The 14,976-nt window shown below is 71.5% G+C and carries 14 protein-coding genes and 2 pseudogenes; 12 read left to right on the top strand and 4 right to left on the bottom strand.

Annotated elements, in window-relative coordinates; genetic code table 11:
* From IF09_RS0122700 to IF09_RS0122690, 3 genes and pseudogenes are all read left to right on the top strand, one after another.
* Positions 1-110, top strand: a pseudogene (locus IF09_RS0122700) (3-isopropylmalate dehydratase small subunit); the annotation flags it as partial.
* Between the two features lie 137 nt (positions 111-247).
* Positions 248-475 carry a hypothetical protein gene (locus IF09_RS0122695; RefSeq protein WP_030298523.1) on the top strand — a complete coding sequence of 76 codons (228 nt, stop codon included), beginning with the start codon at positions 248-250 and terminating at the stop codon, positions 473-475.
* Positions 476-619: 144 nt separating this feature from the next.
* Positions 620-1,294, top strand: a complete 675-nt coding sequence (locus IF09_RS0122690) for an HU family DNA-binding protein (protein WP_030298521.1) — start codon at positions 620-622, stop codon at positions 1,292-1,294.
* A 306-nt stretch (positions 1,295-1,600) separates the two neighbouring features.
* Here IF09_RS0122690 and cofC read toward each other — a convergent pair.
* Positions 1,601-2,275, bottom strand: a pseudogene (gene cofC, locus IF09_RS0122685) (2-phospho-L-lactate guanylyltransferase); the annotation flags it as partial.
* Positions 2,276-2,441: 166 nt separating this feature from the next.
* On the opposite strand from cofC, the gene IF09_RS0122680 reads away from it, so the two are divergent.
* Genes IF09_RS0122680 through IF09_RS0122670 form a run of 3 tightly spaced genes read left to right on the top strand, consistent with a single transcriptional unit; the run spans position 2,442 to position 5,398 of the window.
* Positions 2,442-3,194, top strand: a complete 753-nt coding sequence (locus tag IF09_RS0122680) for a lysophospholipid acyltransferase family protein (RefSeq protein WP_030298518.1) — start codon at positions 2,442-2,444, stop codon at positions 3,192-3,194.
* The gene (locus IF09_RS0122675; RefSeq protein WP_030298516.1) at positions 3,191-4,201 is read left to right on the top strand and encodes an NAD(P)H-dependent glycerol-3-phosphate dehydrogenase; all 1,011 of its coding nucleotides are present in this window, start codon (positions 3,191-3,193) and stop codon (positions 4,199-4,201) included. Before IF09_RS0122680 ends, IF09_RS0122675 begins: the two co-directional genes overlap by 4 nt.
* A gap of 39 nt (positions 4,202-4,240) precedes the next feature.
* Positions 4,241-5,398, top strand: coding sequence for a D-alanine--D-alanine ligase family protein (locus IF09_RS0122670; protein ID WP_030298514.1), 1,158 nt, complete (start codon positions 4,241-4,243; stop codon positions 5,396-5,398).
* Between the two features lie 98 nt (positions 5,399-5,496).
* Here the strand turns inward: IF09_RS0122670 and IF09_RS0122665 are convergent, their stop codons facing one another.
* Both IF09_RS0122665 and IF09_RS0122660 read right to left on the bottom strand, forming a co-directional pair.
* Entirely contained in the window at positions 5,497-5,997 is a 501-nt protein-coding gene (locus IF09_RS0122665) for a DUF3515 domain-containing protein (protein WP_030298513.1), read from the bottom strand.
* 23 nt (positions 5,998-6,020) lie between these two features.
* Positions 6,021-6,254, bottom strand: coding sequence for an Lrp/AsnC ligand binding domain-containing protein (locus tag IF09_RS0122660; protein WP_030298511.1), 234 nt, complete (start codon positions 6,252-6,254; stop codon positions 6,021-6,023).
* A gap of 244 nt (positions 6,255-6,498) precedes the next feature.
* Between IF09_RS0122660 and IF09_RS0122655 the strand changes: the two genes are divergently transcribed.
* The gene (locus tag IF09_RS0122655; RefSeq protein WP_030298509.1) at positions 6,499-7,482 is read left to right on the top strand and encodes a thiamine-phosphate kinase; all 984 of its coding nucleotides are present in this window, start codon (positions 6,499-6,501) and stop codon (positions 7,480-7,482) included.
* Positions 7,479-8,282: a bifunctional hydroxymethylpyrimidine kinase/phosphomethylpyrimidine kinase gene (thiD, locus tag IF09_RS0122650; protein ID WP_030298508.1), complete on the top strand. Its 804-nt coding sequence runs from the start codon at positions 7,479-7,481 to the stop codon at positions 8,280-8,282. The genes IF09_RS0122655 and thiD overlap by 4 nt, the downstream gene beginning before the upstream one ends.
* 134 nt (positions 8,283-8,416) lie before the next feature.
* Here thiD and rpmB read toward each other — a convergent pair whose 3' ends face one another.
* Positions 8,417-8,602, bottom strand: a complete 186-nt coding sequence (rpmB, locus tag IF09_RS0122645; RefSeq protein WP_030298506.1) for a 50S ribosomal protein L28 — start codon at positions 8,600-8,602, stop codon at positions 8,417-8,419.
* A 249-nt stretch (positions 8,603-8,851) separates the two neighbouring features.
* Between rpmB and IF09_RS0122640 the strand changes: the two genes are divergently transcribed.
* From IF09_RS0122640 to coaD, 4 genes are all read left to right on the top strand, one after another.
* Positions 8,852-10,546 carry a DAK2 domain-containing protein gene (locus IF09_RS0122640; RefSeq protein WP_030298504.1) on the top strand — a complete coding sequence of 565 codons (1,695 nt, stop codon included), beginning with the start codon at positions 8,852-8,854 and terminating at the stop codon, positions 10,544-10,546.
* A gap of 16 nt (positions 10,547-10,562) precedes the next feature.
* Positions 10,563-13,790 carry a helicase-related protein gene (locus IF09_RS0122635; protein ID WP_030298502.1) on the top strand — a complete coding sequence of 1,076 codons (3,228 nt, stop codon included), beginning with the start codon at positions 10,563-10,565 and terminating at the stop codon, positions 13,788-13,790.
* Between the two features lie 96 nt (positions 13,791-13,886).
* Positions 13,887-14,465, top strand: coding sequence for a 16S rRNA (guanine(966)-N(2))-methyltransferase RsmD (gene rsmD / locus IF09_RS0122630; RefSeq protein ID WP_030298500.1), 579 nt, complete (start codon positions 13,887-13,889; stop codon positions 14,463-14,465).
* 29 nt (positions 14,466-14,494) lie between these two features.
* Positions 14,495-14,974, top strand: coding sequence for a pantetheine-phosphate adenylyltransferase (coaD, locus tag IF09_RS0122625; RefSeq protein WP_199828019.1), 480 nt, complete (start codon positions 14,495-14,497; stop codon positions 14,972-14,974).
* Positions 14,975-14,976: the final 2 nt, after the last annotated feature.

The following is a 14,976-nucleotide window of genomic DNA, read 5'->3' as shown; positions in this document are numbered from 1 at the left end:
GCCTGCTCGAAGGCCTCGACGACATCTCCCTCACCCTTCAGAACGAAGCGGACATCGCCACCTACGAAAGCACCCGCCCCAACCACAAGCCGCGCACGATTCAGGCCTGATTCCTGCCTGATCAGCGCTTATTCGCCCTTGGGTGATCACATCGACAACACTGTGCCCCCCGCCTTCCGGCGGGGGGCACAGCCGTGTGTTGAGGCCCCGTGAGGCGACAACTCGCCCCAGATGGCACAATCTGTGCATGGAACGCGACAGTCAACTTGAGCTCTACGAGCTCGTCGCGGACCGGCTGAAAGAAGCACACGCAAAGGTGCGCACACTGCAAGTCCCCGAGGCGGTAAGGATGGCGCTGTCCCGGAAGCTGTTGGTCGTCACGGCCGCGGCGAAGCACGATCTCGCCGATGCGGCAAGGCGCCTGGACAGGTTGATGAAGGACCTCGACGAGGGTCGATTCCCTGAAGGCGACTGATGCGAAGGAACTCCGTAACGACCTACACCGTTGCGGCACTAGGGTGATTAGCCCGTTTCGTGTTTGATTTGCGGTATATATCCGCCTAACGTGCGAAATAAGCTTGAACACATTCGTTCTGGCGAAGTCTCCGAAGGGGAAGACGTGAACAAGGCGCAGCTCGTAGAAGCGATTGCCGACAAGCTGGGCGGCCGCCAGCAGGCCGCGGACGCTGTCGACGCGGTACTGGACGCGATGGTCCGCGCTGTGGTCGCGGGCGACCGGGTCTCGGTCACGGGCTTCGGCTCGTTCGAGAAGGTCGACCGCCCGGCCCGCTACGCCCGCAACCCGCAGACGGGTGAGCGCGTCCGGGTCAAGAAGACCTCTGTTCCCCGCTTCCGCGCGGGCCAGGGCTTCAAGGACCTGGTCGCAGGCACCAAGAAGCTGCCCAAGGGCGGTGAGGTGTCGGTGAAGAAGGCGCCCAAGGGCAGCCTCTCCGGCGGCGCTTCCGCGACGGTCAAGAAGGCCGCGGCCAAGAAGGCCACCACCGCCAAGAAGGCGGCGGCGAAGACCACGGTCGCCAAGAAGACCACCGCCAAGCAGGCCGCCACCGCCAAGAAGGCGGTCACCAAGACCGCCGCGGCGAAGAAGACCACGGCGACGGCGAAGAAGACCACCCCCACGGCCAAGAAGGCCGCGCCGGCGGCGAAGAAGACCACCGCCACCGCCAAGAAGACGGCTCCGGCGGCCAAGAAGGCCACCGCGAAGACCACCGCGCCCGCCAAGAAGACGACGGCGCGCAAGACCACCGCGAAGAAGACCACGGCCCGCAAGAAGTAAGAAGGCCACGAGTCACACACGCCGGGCCGGTTTCCCCTCCCTGGGGAAGCCGGCCCGCGGTGCTGTCCGTGCAGGTCAGAAGGCCGGAGCGGCCGAGGATCAGAAGGTCTGCAGGGTGATCAGGGTGATCCGCAGCGCCGGCCCCTCGCCGTCCGTCTCGATCCGGACCCGCTGCCCGGGACGAAGCAGCCGCAGGCCGCCCGCGTCGAACGCCGGGGCCTCGAAGGGCACCGGGGTGCCGTCGTCCAGCAGCACACTGCCGCTGCGGGTCTGGGAGTCGTACGTGTACGCGGTCGCCTGCATACCGGCACTGTATCGGGCCGTGTGACGGCCCACGCCGAGGGCGAGGGCCGTCCGCAGGTCCGCGGCCGTGTCCACGTCCCGGCGCACGCTCTCGACATCCGCGAGCGCTATTTCCGCAGCTCCCGAGGCCGAATGCCGGGCCCGTGACGGGCCTCCGAACGAGGGTGCCAATTCCACGTCCCGCGCAGCGGAAAGCAAGGTCGTACCGATTCCCGCCGCATCCGCCAGAAATGCCCGCGGAAATGCGGACGCGGCTTCGAGCACGCGTAGCAATTCCGGTGGCCGCAGCGCGGGCAGATCCGCGTTCATCGCGGCCACCGCCGCTCCGGGCCGCCCCGCACGTATCTCCCGCGCCCCGTGGGCCAGCGCCGCGTTGAGCCCGGCGGCCGGGGCGTCCGGCACGATGCGCGCCCCGAGCCGGGCCAGTTCCGCACCGGCCAGGGCGTCGTCCGTGACGACCACCACATCCACGACTGCCGCGCAGGCCAGCGCCCCTGCCACGGTGTCCTGCGCGAATGCCAGCGCGAGCCCGGGACGGGAGGCGCCCACCGCCGCCGCGAGACGGCTCTTGGCCACCGCCAGAGGCTTCAGCGGGACCACCAGACTCCAGACCGCTTTCGTGGCGGGCCCCTTCCCTCCGGTGCGCGTCCGTACATGTGTGGACCAAGGCCGGGTCATGGCCGGGTCATGCGTCGGCCCATTGTCGCCTCTGCCCGGTCGACCCGGAGGTCCGGTGCTCCGGGCGGGGCGTACCGTGTCCTCGACAGAGACCGGACCTGAGGCCACACTTGTCCGGCCGACGAGGTGCCCAAGCCACGCACCGGTCCTAGAGGAAGGTGTCCGAGTGTCCCGCCGCAGAATCGGCTTCTGGTACCGCCTGGCGGCGGTCATCGCAAAACCGCCGCTGGTGGTGCTCTTCAAGCGGGACTGGCGGGGAATGGATCACATTCCGGCCGACGGCGGGTTTATCACGGCCGTCAATCACAACTCGTATCTGGACCCGCTCTCCTACGCGCACTTCCAGTACAACACCGGCCGGGTGCCCCGATTGCTCGCGAAGGCGGCCCTCTTCAAGGTCCCCATTGTCGGCGCGATCCTGCGGGGCTCCGGCCAGATCCCCGTCTACCGCGAGACCACCAACGCCCTGGACGCATTCCGGGCCGCCGTGGACGCGATCGAGCGCGGTGAATGCGTGGCCTTTTATCCGGAAGGCACCCTCACCCGCGACCCGGACATGTGGCCGATGGCCGGCAAGACCGGCGCGGCCCGGGTCGCGCTGATGACCAAGGCACCGGTGATTCCGGTGGCCCAGTGGGGCGCGAACCTCGCGATGCCGCCCTACGCCAAGGAGGACAAGGTGCGGCTCTTCCCGCGCAAGACCCTCCAGGTGCTCGCCGGACCTCCCGTGGACCTCTCCGAGTTCTACGACCGGGAGCCCACCCCGGACGTGCTCAAGGCCGCCACCGAGACGATCATGGAGGCCATCACCGAGCTGCTGGAGGAGCTGCGCGGCGAGAAGGCGCCCGAGCAGCCGTACGACCATCGCAGGGCCAGGGCGGAACAGCGGCGCAAGGCCGCGGGGGAGGACCAGAAGTGACACGTCCCGTGAAGGCGGCCGTCTTCGGAACCGGCTCCTGGGGCACGGCCTTCGGCATCGTGCTCGCCGACGCAGGCTGCGAGGTGACCCTGTGGGGCCGCCGCCGCGAGGTCGTCGACGCCATCAACACCGGCCGGACCAACCCGGACTACTTCCCGGACGTCGAACTCCCCGCCAACATGCGCGCCACCACCGACCCGGCCGAGGCCGCGGCCGGCGCCGATTTCGCGGTCCTCGCCATCCCCTCCCAGACCCTGCGCGGAAACCTCGCCGAATGGGCCCCGCTGCTGCCCGCCGACGCCGTGCTCGTCTCCCTGATGAAGGGCATCGAACTCGGCACCGCCAAGCGGATGAGCGAGGTCATCGAGGAGGTGGCCAAGGTCCCCGCCGAGCGCGTCGCCGTCGTCACCGGCCCCAACCTGGCCCGTGAGATCGCTGCCCGGCAGCCGGCCGCCGCCGTCGTCGCCTGCTCCGACGAAGCCGTCGCGCAGCGCCTCCAGGCGGCTTGCCACACCCCGTACTTCCGCCCGTACACGAGCACCGACGTCATCGGCTGCGAGCTGGGCGGCGCCGTCAAGAACGTCATCGGCCTCGCCGTCGGCATCGCGGACGGCATGGGCCTGGGCGACAACACCAAGGGCTCGCTCATCACCCGCGGCCTCGCCGAAGCGACCCGGCTGGGCCTGGCGATGGGCGCCGACCCGCTCACCTTCTCCGGTCTCGCGGGCCTCGGCGACCTCGTCGCCACCTGCTCCTCGCCGCTCTCCCGCAACCACACCTTCGGCACCAACCTCGGCCGCGGAATGACCCTCGAGGAGACCATCGCGGTCACCAAGCAGACCGCCGAGGGCGTCAAGTCCTGCCAGTCGGTGGCCGATCTGGCCCGCCGCCACGGGGTGGACATGCCGATCACCGACACCGTCGTCGACATCGTCCACCACGGCAAGCCGCCGCTGGTCGCACTGAAGGAACTCATGGGGCGCAGCGCCAAACCGGAACGCCGCTGACTCCTTTCCGGACGTCCGAGCGGGTATCGTCGTGGCGATATGAGCAGCGAGAACCTCCCCCAGACCCCTGAGCAGCAGGGCCGCAAGCCCCGCGTGGCCGTCGTGTTCGGCGGCCGCAGCTCGGAACACGCCATCTCGGTCGTCACGGCGGGCGCCGTGCTGCGCTCCATCGACCGGTCCAAGTACGAGGTGCTGCCGATCGGCATCACCACGGACGGCCGGTGGGCGCTGACCGCCGACGAGCCCGCGCGGATGGCCATCGCCGACCGCAAGCTCCCGAGCGTCGAGGAGCTTGCGGACTCCGAGGACGGCGCCGTGGTGCTCTCCGTCGACCCGGCCAACCGCGAGGTCGTCTACACCGAGCCGGGAGCCGTTCCCAAGGCCCTGGGCGAGGTCGACGTCGTCTTCCCGATGCTGCACGGCCCGTACGGCGAGGACGGCACCCTGCAGGGCCTCCTGGAGCTCTCCGGCATCCCGTACGTCGGCTCGGGCGTCCTCGCCTCGGCCGTCGGCCAGGACAAGGAGTACATGAAGCGGGTCTTCACCTCCTTCGGCCTCCCCGTCGGCCCGTACGTGACGATCCGCCCCCGCGAGTGGGAAGCGGACCAGGACGCCGCCAAGGCGCGGATCCTGGACTTCGCCGGCGAACACGGCTGGCCGCTCTTCGTCAAGCCCGCCCGGGCCGGCTCCTCCATCGGCATCACCAAGGTCGACGACGTCTCCGGCCTGGACGAGGCGATCCGCGAGGCCCGGCGCCACGACCCGAAGATCCTCGTGGAGGCGCTGCTGCGCGGCCGCGAGATCGAGTGCGGGGTGCTGGAGTTCGAGGACGGGCCGCGCGCGAGCGTGCCCGCCGAGATCCCGCCGGTCTCCAGCCACGACTTCTACGACTTCGAGGCGAAGTACATCGACTCCGCCTCCGGGATCGTGCCCGCTCCGCTCACCCCGGAGCAGACCGCCGAGGTGCAGCGGCTCGCGGTCGAGGCGTTCGACGCCGCGTCCTGCGAGGGCCTGGTGCGCGCCGACTTCTTCCTCACCGAGGACGGCACGTTCGTCATCAACGAGATCAACACCATGCCGGGCTTCACCCCGATCTCCATGTACCCGCGGATGTGGCAGGAGTCGGGCATCGAGTACCCGGAGCTGGTGGACCGCCTGATCCAGGCGGCCCTGCGCCGCTCCACCGGGCTGCGCTAGCAGGCAGCCGCAGAGCGCGAAGCCGACCGCCCGCCGGGATTCCCGGCGGGCGGTCGGTGTGCGAAGCGGGGTTCCCGGTGCGTCGGGCCCGGCGGCCGTCAATACGACGAGATGCCCTCGGGGACGGTCCTGGCCACCACGCCGGACAGACCGACCAGCATGCCCGCATCCGTGGCATGCTCCTTGTCGACCCGGACCTCGGTGTAAGCCAGCCGCATCCCGGTGATGAACCGGAACCCCCCGCCGGCGCTGTCGGGGACCTCCTTCAGCAGCCACCGGACGCCGTCGACCTCGACGCCGCCCAGCTTTTCATCCGTCATCTCGGGGGGCTTGGGGATACCGCACCGCAGTACGATCGCCGAGCCGCCCCACGCGGCGGTCAGATCCGACTCCGGCGCGGTCCTGGCCCGCGCCAGGCCGGCCACCGTCTCCGGGAGCTCCTTGTGCAGTGCTGCACAGAACCCCGCGACGTCGGCGGGCGGCGTGGGCGGCGGGTCCACCCGGGCTTCGGAACCACCCGGGGTGCAACCCGCGAGGGCCAGTACCGCGACCAGTACGGGCAGGGCGGGCAGACGCAGGGGCCGGCGGTGGAAGGACATCACCGGCCAAGAGTAGACGGGGGCTACAGATGGACCACCGGGCAGGTCAGGGTGCGGGTGATGCCCTCCACCTGCTGGACCTTGGCGACGACCATGCGGCCGAGCTCGTCCACGGTGTCGGCCTGGGCGCGCACGATCACGTCGTACGGGCCCGTCACGTCCTCGGCCTGGATCACCCCCGCGATCTGGCTGATGGACTCGGCGACGAACGACGCCTTGCCCACCTCGGTCTGGATAAGGATGTACGCCTGTACCACGGAACCTCCAGGGCGGCCACGAGGATCGATTCCCCTAACCTTCGGGTGGGCCCAGGGATTCGGGTGGGCCCGGGGAAGAAGGGACGCCACGGTACCGCGTTGCCGAGCACCACGGGGAGACCCGGGGGCACGGCGCCACGCACAGCGGGGCGTACGAAGGGCAGAAGTTGACGTATCTGTTGACGGTACCCAGAGCTGTGACGGCTCGCGACCGCAAGCGGACTGGGCAAGAAGGGGCACAGCGATGAAGGGCACTGTGGGCGAGCTGGGGGAGTTCGGGCTCATTCGAGAGCTCACCTCACGGCTCACCACCACCCCGGCGGTCCGGCTCGGACCGGGCGACGACGCCGCGGTCGTGTCGGCCCCCGACCGGCGGGTCGTGGCGAGCACGGACATCCTGCTCGAGGGCAGGCACTTCCGGCGCGACTGGTCCACGGCGTACGACGTCGGCCGCAAGGCCGCCGCACAGAACCTCGCCGACATCGCCGCGATGGGCGCGGTGCCGACCGCACTGCTGCTCGGCCTGGTCGTCCCGGCCGAGCTGCCGGTCACCTGGCCCACCGAGCTGATGGACGGGCTGCGCGACGAGTGCCAGGTCGCCGGCGCGGCGGTCGTCGGCGGCGACGTCGTCCGCGGGGACACCATCACCGTCGCCATCACCGCCCTCGGCGACCTGCGCAACCACGAGCCCGTGCTGCGCTCCGGCGCCCAGCCCGGCGACGTCGTGGCCGTCACGGGCTGGCTGGGCTGGTCCGCGGCCGGGTTCGCCGTGCTCTCGCGCGGCTTCCGCTCCCCGCGGGCCTTCGTCGAGGCGCACCGGCGCCCGGAGCCCCCGTACCACGCGGGCCCCGCGGCCGCCGGACTCGGCGCCACCGCCATGACCGACGTCAGCGACGGCCTGATCGCCGACCTCGGGCACATCGCGGAGGCCAGCAAGGTGCGGATCGACCTGCGCTCGGCGGCCGTCGACATCCCGACCCAGATGCACGACATCGGGCAGGCCGTCGGGGTCGACCCCTTGCAGTGGGTGCTGACCGGAGGAGAAGATCACGCCATCGTGGCGACCTTCCCGCCCGACGTGAAACTGCCGGCCCGCTGGAAGGTCATCGGGGAGGTGCTGAACCGGTCCGCGCTGCCCCAGGTGACCGTGGACGGCGCCCCCTGGACGAGCACCGGCGGGTGGGACCACTTCGGCTCCGACCCGTCCACCGAGGAGACCCCGAGATGACCGACACGCCACCCCGGTGCCTGACCGTCGCCGGATCCGACTCCGGCGGTGGCGCCGGGATCCAGGCCGACCTCAAGACCATGCTGGCACTCGGCGTGCACGGGATGAGCGTGGTGACCGCCGTGACCGCGCAGAACTCCCTCGGGGTCCAGGGGGTCTGGGAGCTGCCCGCCGAGGCCGTGCAGGCCCAGTACCGGGCCGTCGTGGACGACATCGGCGTGCAGGCGGTCAAGACCGGGATGCTGTCCTCCGCCGCGCTGGTGGAGACGGTGGCCGAGCTGCTCGCCGCCACCTCCGCCCCCGTCGTCGTGGACCCCGTCGGGGTCTCCAAGCACGGGGACGCGCTGCTCGCCGACTCGGCGCTGGACGCCGTGCGCAAGGAGCTGCTGCCGCGGGCCACCGTGGCCACGCCGAACCTGGACGAAGTGGCGCAGCTCACGGGCGTGGTGGTGGAGAGCGAGGACGACATGCGGCGGGCCGCCGACGCGGTCCTCTCGTACGGGCCCGAGTGGGCGCTGATCAAGGGCGGGCACCTGGCGGCCCACGGGAACGAGGCCGCCGACCTGCTGACCGACGGCGAGACCCGGCTGTGGCTGCGGGCGCCGCGCCACGACAACCGGCACACCCACGGCACCGGCTGCACCCTCGCCAGTGCGGTGGCCGCCGGGCTCGCCAAGGGCCAGGACGTGCCGCAGGCCGTCATGGAGGCCAAGGAGTACGTGACCGGCGCCATCGCGGCCGGCTTCGCGCTCGGCGGCGGCATCGGCCCGGTGGACCACGCCTGGCAGTGGCACCGCTAGAACCGCAGAAGACCACCGCGTCACGTGACGCGGTGGTCTTCAGGCCCGGTCGGTCCGGGCAAGGCAAAAGGCCGGTCCACGAGGTGGACCGGCCTTCTTGGCAACCGGAAAGGGCTGCGCTACGACGGTTGGCGTCAGCGCGAGACCTTGCCGGCCTTGATGCACGAGGTGCAGACGTTGAGGCGCTTCGGCGTCCCACTGACCATGGCACGAACGCGCTGGATGTTCGGGTTCCAGCGACGCGAGGTGCGGCGGTGCGAGTGGGAGATGTTGTTGCCGAAGCTCGGCCCCTTGGCGCAAACGTCGCAGTTGGCAGCCACAGGTCACTCCAAAGACTTCAGATGCACTTACAGTGAAATCCGGCGCACCGGATCAGAAGTCTGAGAAGTCTGAGTGGTTTGCCGGGGGAATGGCCCGACTCTCATCGGGCAACCGGAGCAGCATACAACGACTGCGTCCGTCCAAGAAAACTACCATGGCTGCCGCCGACCCCGCCCCGCGGTCCGAGGCGCCCGGCAGTCCTTGGCTACCCTGCGGTGAACCCTGGCCCGCACAAGGAGGAACGCCCGGTGCCGCACGAGCCGCAGCCGCAGCACCCTGACGAGCTCGACGCCGAAGCGGTGCGGACCTGGAGCTCGCTGGCCGTGGCCGCACTGGGCCGGGCCCGCGAGGACATCGACGCGATCAACGTCTACCCGGTCGCGGACGCGGACACCGGCACCAACCTCTACCTGACCGCCGAGTCGGCCGACCGCGCACTGGCCGAGGCACTCGGGGCGGCGCCCGCGGACGTGAGCGAGACCACAGGGCCCGCGCCGGGCGCCGGGGCCCGGACCCCCTCCTCCCTGTCCCGGGCCGTACGGGCCTACGCGCACGGCGCCCTCATAGGCGCCCGGGGGAACTCCGGGACGATCCTGGCGCAGCTGCTGCGCGGCGTGGCCGACGTACTGGGGGACGAGCCCGGGGACCGCGGGCCGGGCCGGCTGCTGGCCCAGGCGCTGACCCGGGCCGCCGAGGAGGCGTACCGGGCGGTCGCACACCCGGTGGAGGGCACGATGCTCACCGTCGCCGCGGCGGCGGCACGGGCCGGCGAGGCGGCCGGGGCGGCCGCCGGAACCGCCGCCGACGTGGCCCGGGCGGCCTACGACGCGGCCCGCGCGGCCCTGGCGGACACCCCGGGGCAGCTGGCCGAGCTGGGCCGGGCCGGGGTGGTCGACGCGGGGGGCTGCGGGCTGGTCGCTGTACTCGGGGCACTGTGGCAGGCGCTGTCCGGCCAGGAGCCCGCCGCCGAGGCGGTCCGCGGCCGGGCCGTCCCCGTACCGCAGCCGCCGCAGCCCTGCGACGCGGAGGAGCGGGGCGGGCCCGCGTACGAGGTGATCTACCTGCTGGAGGCCGCCGAACCGGCCGTGGCGGAGCTGCGCGAGCGCCTCGACGGGCTCGGGGACTCCCTGGTGGTGGTCGGCGGCGACGGACTGTGGAACGTGCACGTCCACGTCGACGACCCCGGCGCCGCGGTGGAGGCGGGCGTGATCGCGGGGCGGCCGTACCGGATCCGCATCACCCACTTCGGCGACGAGCGGCGCCGGGCGCGCGAGGAACGGGTCCAGCGGGCCGTGGTCGCCGTGGTCCCGGGCGAGGGGCTGGCCGGGCTGTGCGGGGAGGCGGGCGCGACCACCGTGCTCGCCCGCCCCGGAGAGGCCCCGGACGCCGCCGCACTCGTCGATGCCATCCGGCGCGCGCACGCCCGCGAGGTGGTGCTGCTGCCCGGCGGCGCCGACCAGCGCGCGGCGGCGGCCGCCGCGGCCGAGCGCGTCCGCGCCGACGGCGTACGGGTGGCGGTGATCCCCACCCGGTCCGCGGTGCAGGGCCTGGCCGCCCTCGCCGTGCACGACCCGGACGGCAGCTTCGACGAGGACGTCGTCGCCATGACCGCGGCGGCCGGCGCCACCCGCTACGCGGAACTCGCCGTCGCCGAACGGCAGTCCTTCACCTCCGCCGGCATCTGCCAGGCCGGGGACGTGCTCGGGCTCATCGACGGAGACGTCGCCGTCATCGGCTCCGGCCTCACCGAGACCGCCGAGGCGGTCCTGGAGCGGATGCTGGGCTCCGGCGGCGAACTCGTCACCCTGGTCCTGGGACCTGAGGTCCCGGACGCCCTCGCCGAGCGCCTGGAGGCGTACGTACAGCACGGGCACCTGGCGGTGGACACCGTCACCTACCGCGGCGGCCGGTACTCGGCGCCCCTCCTCATCGGGGTCGAATAGCCGGCTTGTCAGCGCGATGGTGTGCAATGAACACGTGCCCGCGCTCGACGAAGACCTCAAGAAGACGCTCGGCCCCGCCACCGCCAAGGTGCTGGCCGAGCAGCTCGGCCTGCACACGGCCCTGGACCTGCTCCACCACTACCCGCGGCGGTACGCCGAGCGCGGCGAGCTGACCTCGCTGGCGGAGCTCGCCGACCAGATCGACGAGCACGTGACGGTGGTCGCCCAGGTCGCCGACGCCCGGATCCTGACGTTCAACGGGGGCCGCGGCAAGCGCCTGGAGGTGACCATCACCGACGGCAGCGGCCGCCTCCAGCTGGTCTTCTTCGGGGCGGGCGTCCACAAGCCGCACAAGGAGCTGCTGCCGGGCAGCCGCGCGATGTTCGCGGGCAAGGTCTCGATGTTCAACCGCAAGCTCCAGCTGGCCCACCCCGCGTACGAGCCGCTCGGCGCGGAGGCCTCCGACCGGGACGCCGCCACCGCGTTCGCCAACCAGCTCATCCCGATCTACCCGGCCTGCGCCAAGCTGGAGTCCTGGAAGATCGCCAAGTGCGTGGACGCCGTGCTGCCCAGCGCCCGGGAGGCCGTGGACCCGCTGCCGGACGCACTGCGCGAGGGCCGCGGGCTGGTCCCCCTGACCGAGGCCCTGCTGAAGATCCACCGACCGGCCACCAAGGCCGACATCGACGACGCCCGGCAGCGGCTGAAGTGGGACGAGGCCTTCGTCCTCCAGGTCGCCCTGGCCCGCCGCCGGCACGCCGACTCCCAGCTCCCGGCCGTCCCCCGCCGCCCCGCCCCGGACGGCCTGCTCGACGCCTTCGACGCCAAACTCCCCTTCACCCTCACCGACGGCCAGCAGACCGTCTCCCGCGAAATCTTCGAAGACCTCGCCACGAACCACCCCATGCACCGCCTCCTCCAAGGGGAGGTCGGCTCGGGCAAGGCCCAGCCCCTCGACTCCCTGGTCCTGACACCCACGGGTTTCCGCCCCATGGGAGACATCGAGGTCGGGGACGAGGTGGTGGTGCCCTCCGGCGAGATCGCACTCGTGGGCGGTGTCTTCCCGCAGGGAGAACGCGATGTGTGGCGGGTGGTCCTCTCGGACGGGAGCGCTGTCGAGTGCGATGACGAGCACCTGTGGATCGTCGGCACGAGCTGTGGATGGCACCGCGGCCAAGAGCCCGAGGTGATGACCACAAGGGAGATCCGCTCGGACCTGCACGAGGCCAACGGATCCAGCAAGTGGTACCTGCCGGTAGCCGTCCCCGTGGACCTCGGTGACGGCGACCACCCCCCGCTTGATCCCTACCTGATGGGCGTGCTCCTCGGTGACGGCTCCTTCCGGCACGACCTGAGACTGTGCACGACGGACGACGAGGTTCTGGCTGCGGTCGAGGCGGCGGTCGCCCCGCACTGCGAGGTGACCGGTGTGCCCGGATCCGCCTGCGACTACACGATCCGGATGAGCGGGCCGGGGAGCGGCGCCCGGCCCCATCCCGTCATCCAGGCGGTTCGTGATCTGGGGCTGTGGGGTGCGACCTCACCTGACAAGTTCGTCCCGGACGTCTACAAGAACGCACCCGTCAAGGACCGCTTGGCGGTCCTGCAAGGGCTCATGGACACGGAGGGGACGCTTCAGGCGAACGGAACGGGCATGTCGTTCTGCTCCGCCTCCCTCCGGTTGGCGCAGGACGTGGCCTGGCTCGTGCGCTCTCTCGGCGGGCGGGCTCGTGTGCTGCCCGAGAACGCGGCCTTCAGCGTGTCCGTTGCGCTGCCCGGGGAGTTCGAGCCGTTCCGGCTGCCGCGCAAGGCGGCACGCGTGCGGCCGAGGCCGGAGTACGACACCTTCCGGCGTGGCATCCGGGCTGTGGAACACGTCGGGCCCAAGCCGGTCCAGTGCATCAGCGTCGAGCATCCGAGCCGCGCCTATGTGACCGACAACTTCACGGTGACGCACAACACGATGGTGGCGCTGCGGGCCATGCTCGGCGTCGTGGACTGCGGGGGGCAGGCCGCCATGCTCGCGCCCACCGAGGTGCTCGCCCAGCAGCACCACCGGTCCATCACCGAGATGATGGGCGAGCTCGCCGAAGGGGGGATGCTCGGCGGCTCCGGCCGGGGCACCAAGGTCGTGCTGCTCACCGGCTCCATGGGGATGCCCGCGCGCCGCCAGGCCCTGCTCGACCTGGTCACCGGCGAGGCCGGCATCGTGATCGGCACGCACGCGCTCATCGAGGACAAGGTGCAGTTCCACGATCTCGGCCTGGTCGTGGTCGACGAACAGCACCGCTTCGGGGTGGAGCAGCGCGACGCGCTGCGGTCCAAGGGGAAGCAGCCCCCGCACCTGCTGGTGATGACCGCGACCCCGATCCCGCGCACCGTCGCGATGACCGTCTTCGGGGACCTGGAGACCTCCGTCCTCGACCAGCTGCCCGCCGGCCGCTCCCCGATCGCCACCCACGTCGTACCGGCCAAGGACAAGCCGCACTTCCTGACCCGGGCCTGGGAGCGGGTGCGGGAGGAGGTCGAGAACGGGCACCAGGCTTACGTGGTGTGCCCGCGCATCGGCGACGGCGAGGACGACCCGAAGAACCAGAAGAAGAAGTCCGCCGAGGACGACGGCGAGAAGCGGCCGCCGCTGGCCGTCCTGGAGATCGCCGAGCAGCTCACCCGCGGGCCGCTCGCCGGGCTGTCGGTGGAGGTGCTGCACGGCCGGATGGACCCGGCCGACAAGGACGACGTCATGCGCCGCTTCGCCGCCGGCGAGGTCAAGGTGCTCGTCGCCACCACCGTCATCGAGGTCGGCGTGAACGTCCCGAACTCCACGGTCATGGTGATCATGGACGCGGACCGGTTCGGCGTCTCCCAGCTCCACCAGCTGCGCGGCCGCGTCGGCCGCGGCTCCGCGCCGGGTCTGTGCCTGCTGGTCAGCGAGATGCACGAGGCGAGCCCCGCCCGGGCCCGGCTCGCGGCCGTCGCCGCCACCCTGGACGGTTTCGAGCTCTCCCGGATCGACCTCGAGCAGCGCCGGGAGGGCGACGTCCTGGGCCAGGCCCAGTCGGGCGTGCGGACCTCGCTGCGCATGCTCGCGGTCATCGAGGACGAGGAGGTCATCGCCCAGGCCCGGGAGGAAGCCACCCGCGTGGTCGCCGAAGACCCCGAGCTGGCGGGGCTGCCGGGGCTGCGCAGCGCCTTGGAGGCCCTGCTGGACACCGAGCGGGAGCAGTACCTGGAGAAGGGCTGAGCCGCCGCCGCCCGGTACCGCCCGGGGCCGCCCCGCGCGGTACGACCTATCGTGGAACTCCGCAGTAGCCATCACCGTCGTACCGAAGGACCCCAGATGACCCGCGTGATCGCCGGCAGCGCCGGCGGGCGACGGCTGACCGTGCCCCCGGGCACCGGCACCCGGCCGACCTCGGACCGGATGCGCGAAGGCCTGTTCTCGACCTGGGAGTCGCTGCACGGCGTCGAGGGGGCCCGGGTGCTCGACCTGTACGCCGGCTCCGGCGCCGTCGGCCTGGAGGCCCTCTCCCGCGGCGCCTCGCACGCGCTGCTGGTCGAGCCCGAGGCCAAGGCCGCCAAGGCGATCCGGGACAACATCAAGGCGCTGGGCCTGCCCGGCGCCGAGTTCCGGGCCGGCAAGGCGGAGCAGATCGTGGCGGCCGCGGCGGGCGGGGACCCGTACGACGTCGTCTTCCTGGACCCGCCGTACGCCGTCGAGCACGGCGATCTTGGCGAGATCCTCCTCACACTCCGCGCCAATGGCTGGCTCACGGACGATGCGCTCGTCACCGTGGAGCGCGGTACGAGGAGCGGTGCGTTCCCATGGCCCGAGGGGTTCGAGCCGCTGCGCTCCCGCAAGTACGGCGAAGGCACCCTTTGGTACGGCCGCGCCGCCTTCACCAGCGAAGACTCATGATGCCCGCACCGAAGAGCGAGGGACCCAAGTTGCGCCGAGCCGTCTGTCCCGGGTCGTTCGACCCCATCACCAACGGACACCTCGACATCATCGGCCGGGCCTCCCGGCTCTACGACGTCGTCCACGTCGCCGTGATGATCAACCAGTCGAAGCAGGGGCTGTTCACCGTCGAGGAGCGGATCGAGCTGATCCGCGAGGCGACCGCCGACTACGGCAACGTCGAGGTGGAGTCCTTCCACGGCCTCCTCGTCGACTTCTGCAAGCAGCGCGACATCCCGGCCATCGTCAAGGGCCTGCGCGCCGTCAGCGACTTCGACTACGAGCTCCAGATGGCCCAGATGAACATGGGGCTCTCGGGCGTCGAAACGCTGTTCGTGCCGACCAACCCCACCTACAGCTTCCTGTCCTCCTCCCTGGTCAAGGAGGTCGCGACCTGGGGCGGCGACGTCGCCCACCTGCTGCCGCCGCACGTGCACGCGGCGCTGACCGAGCGGCTCGCCGGCCGCTGACC

The organism is Streptomyces katrae (assembly GCF_000717655.1).
GTDB classification, from domain to species: Bacteria; Actinomycetota; Actinomycetes; order Streptomycetales; family Streptomycetaceae; genus Streptomyces; species Streptomyces katrae_B.
The sequence above is the reverse complement of the archived record's forward strand: the minus strand, read 5'-3'. Positions and strand labels throughout refer to the sequence as shown.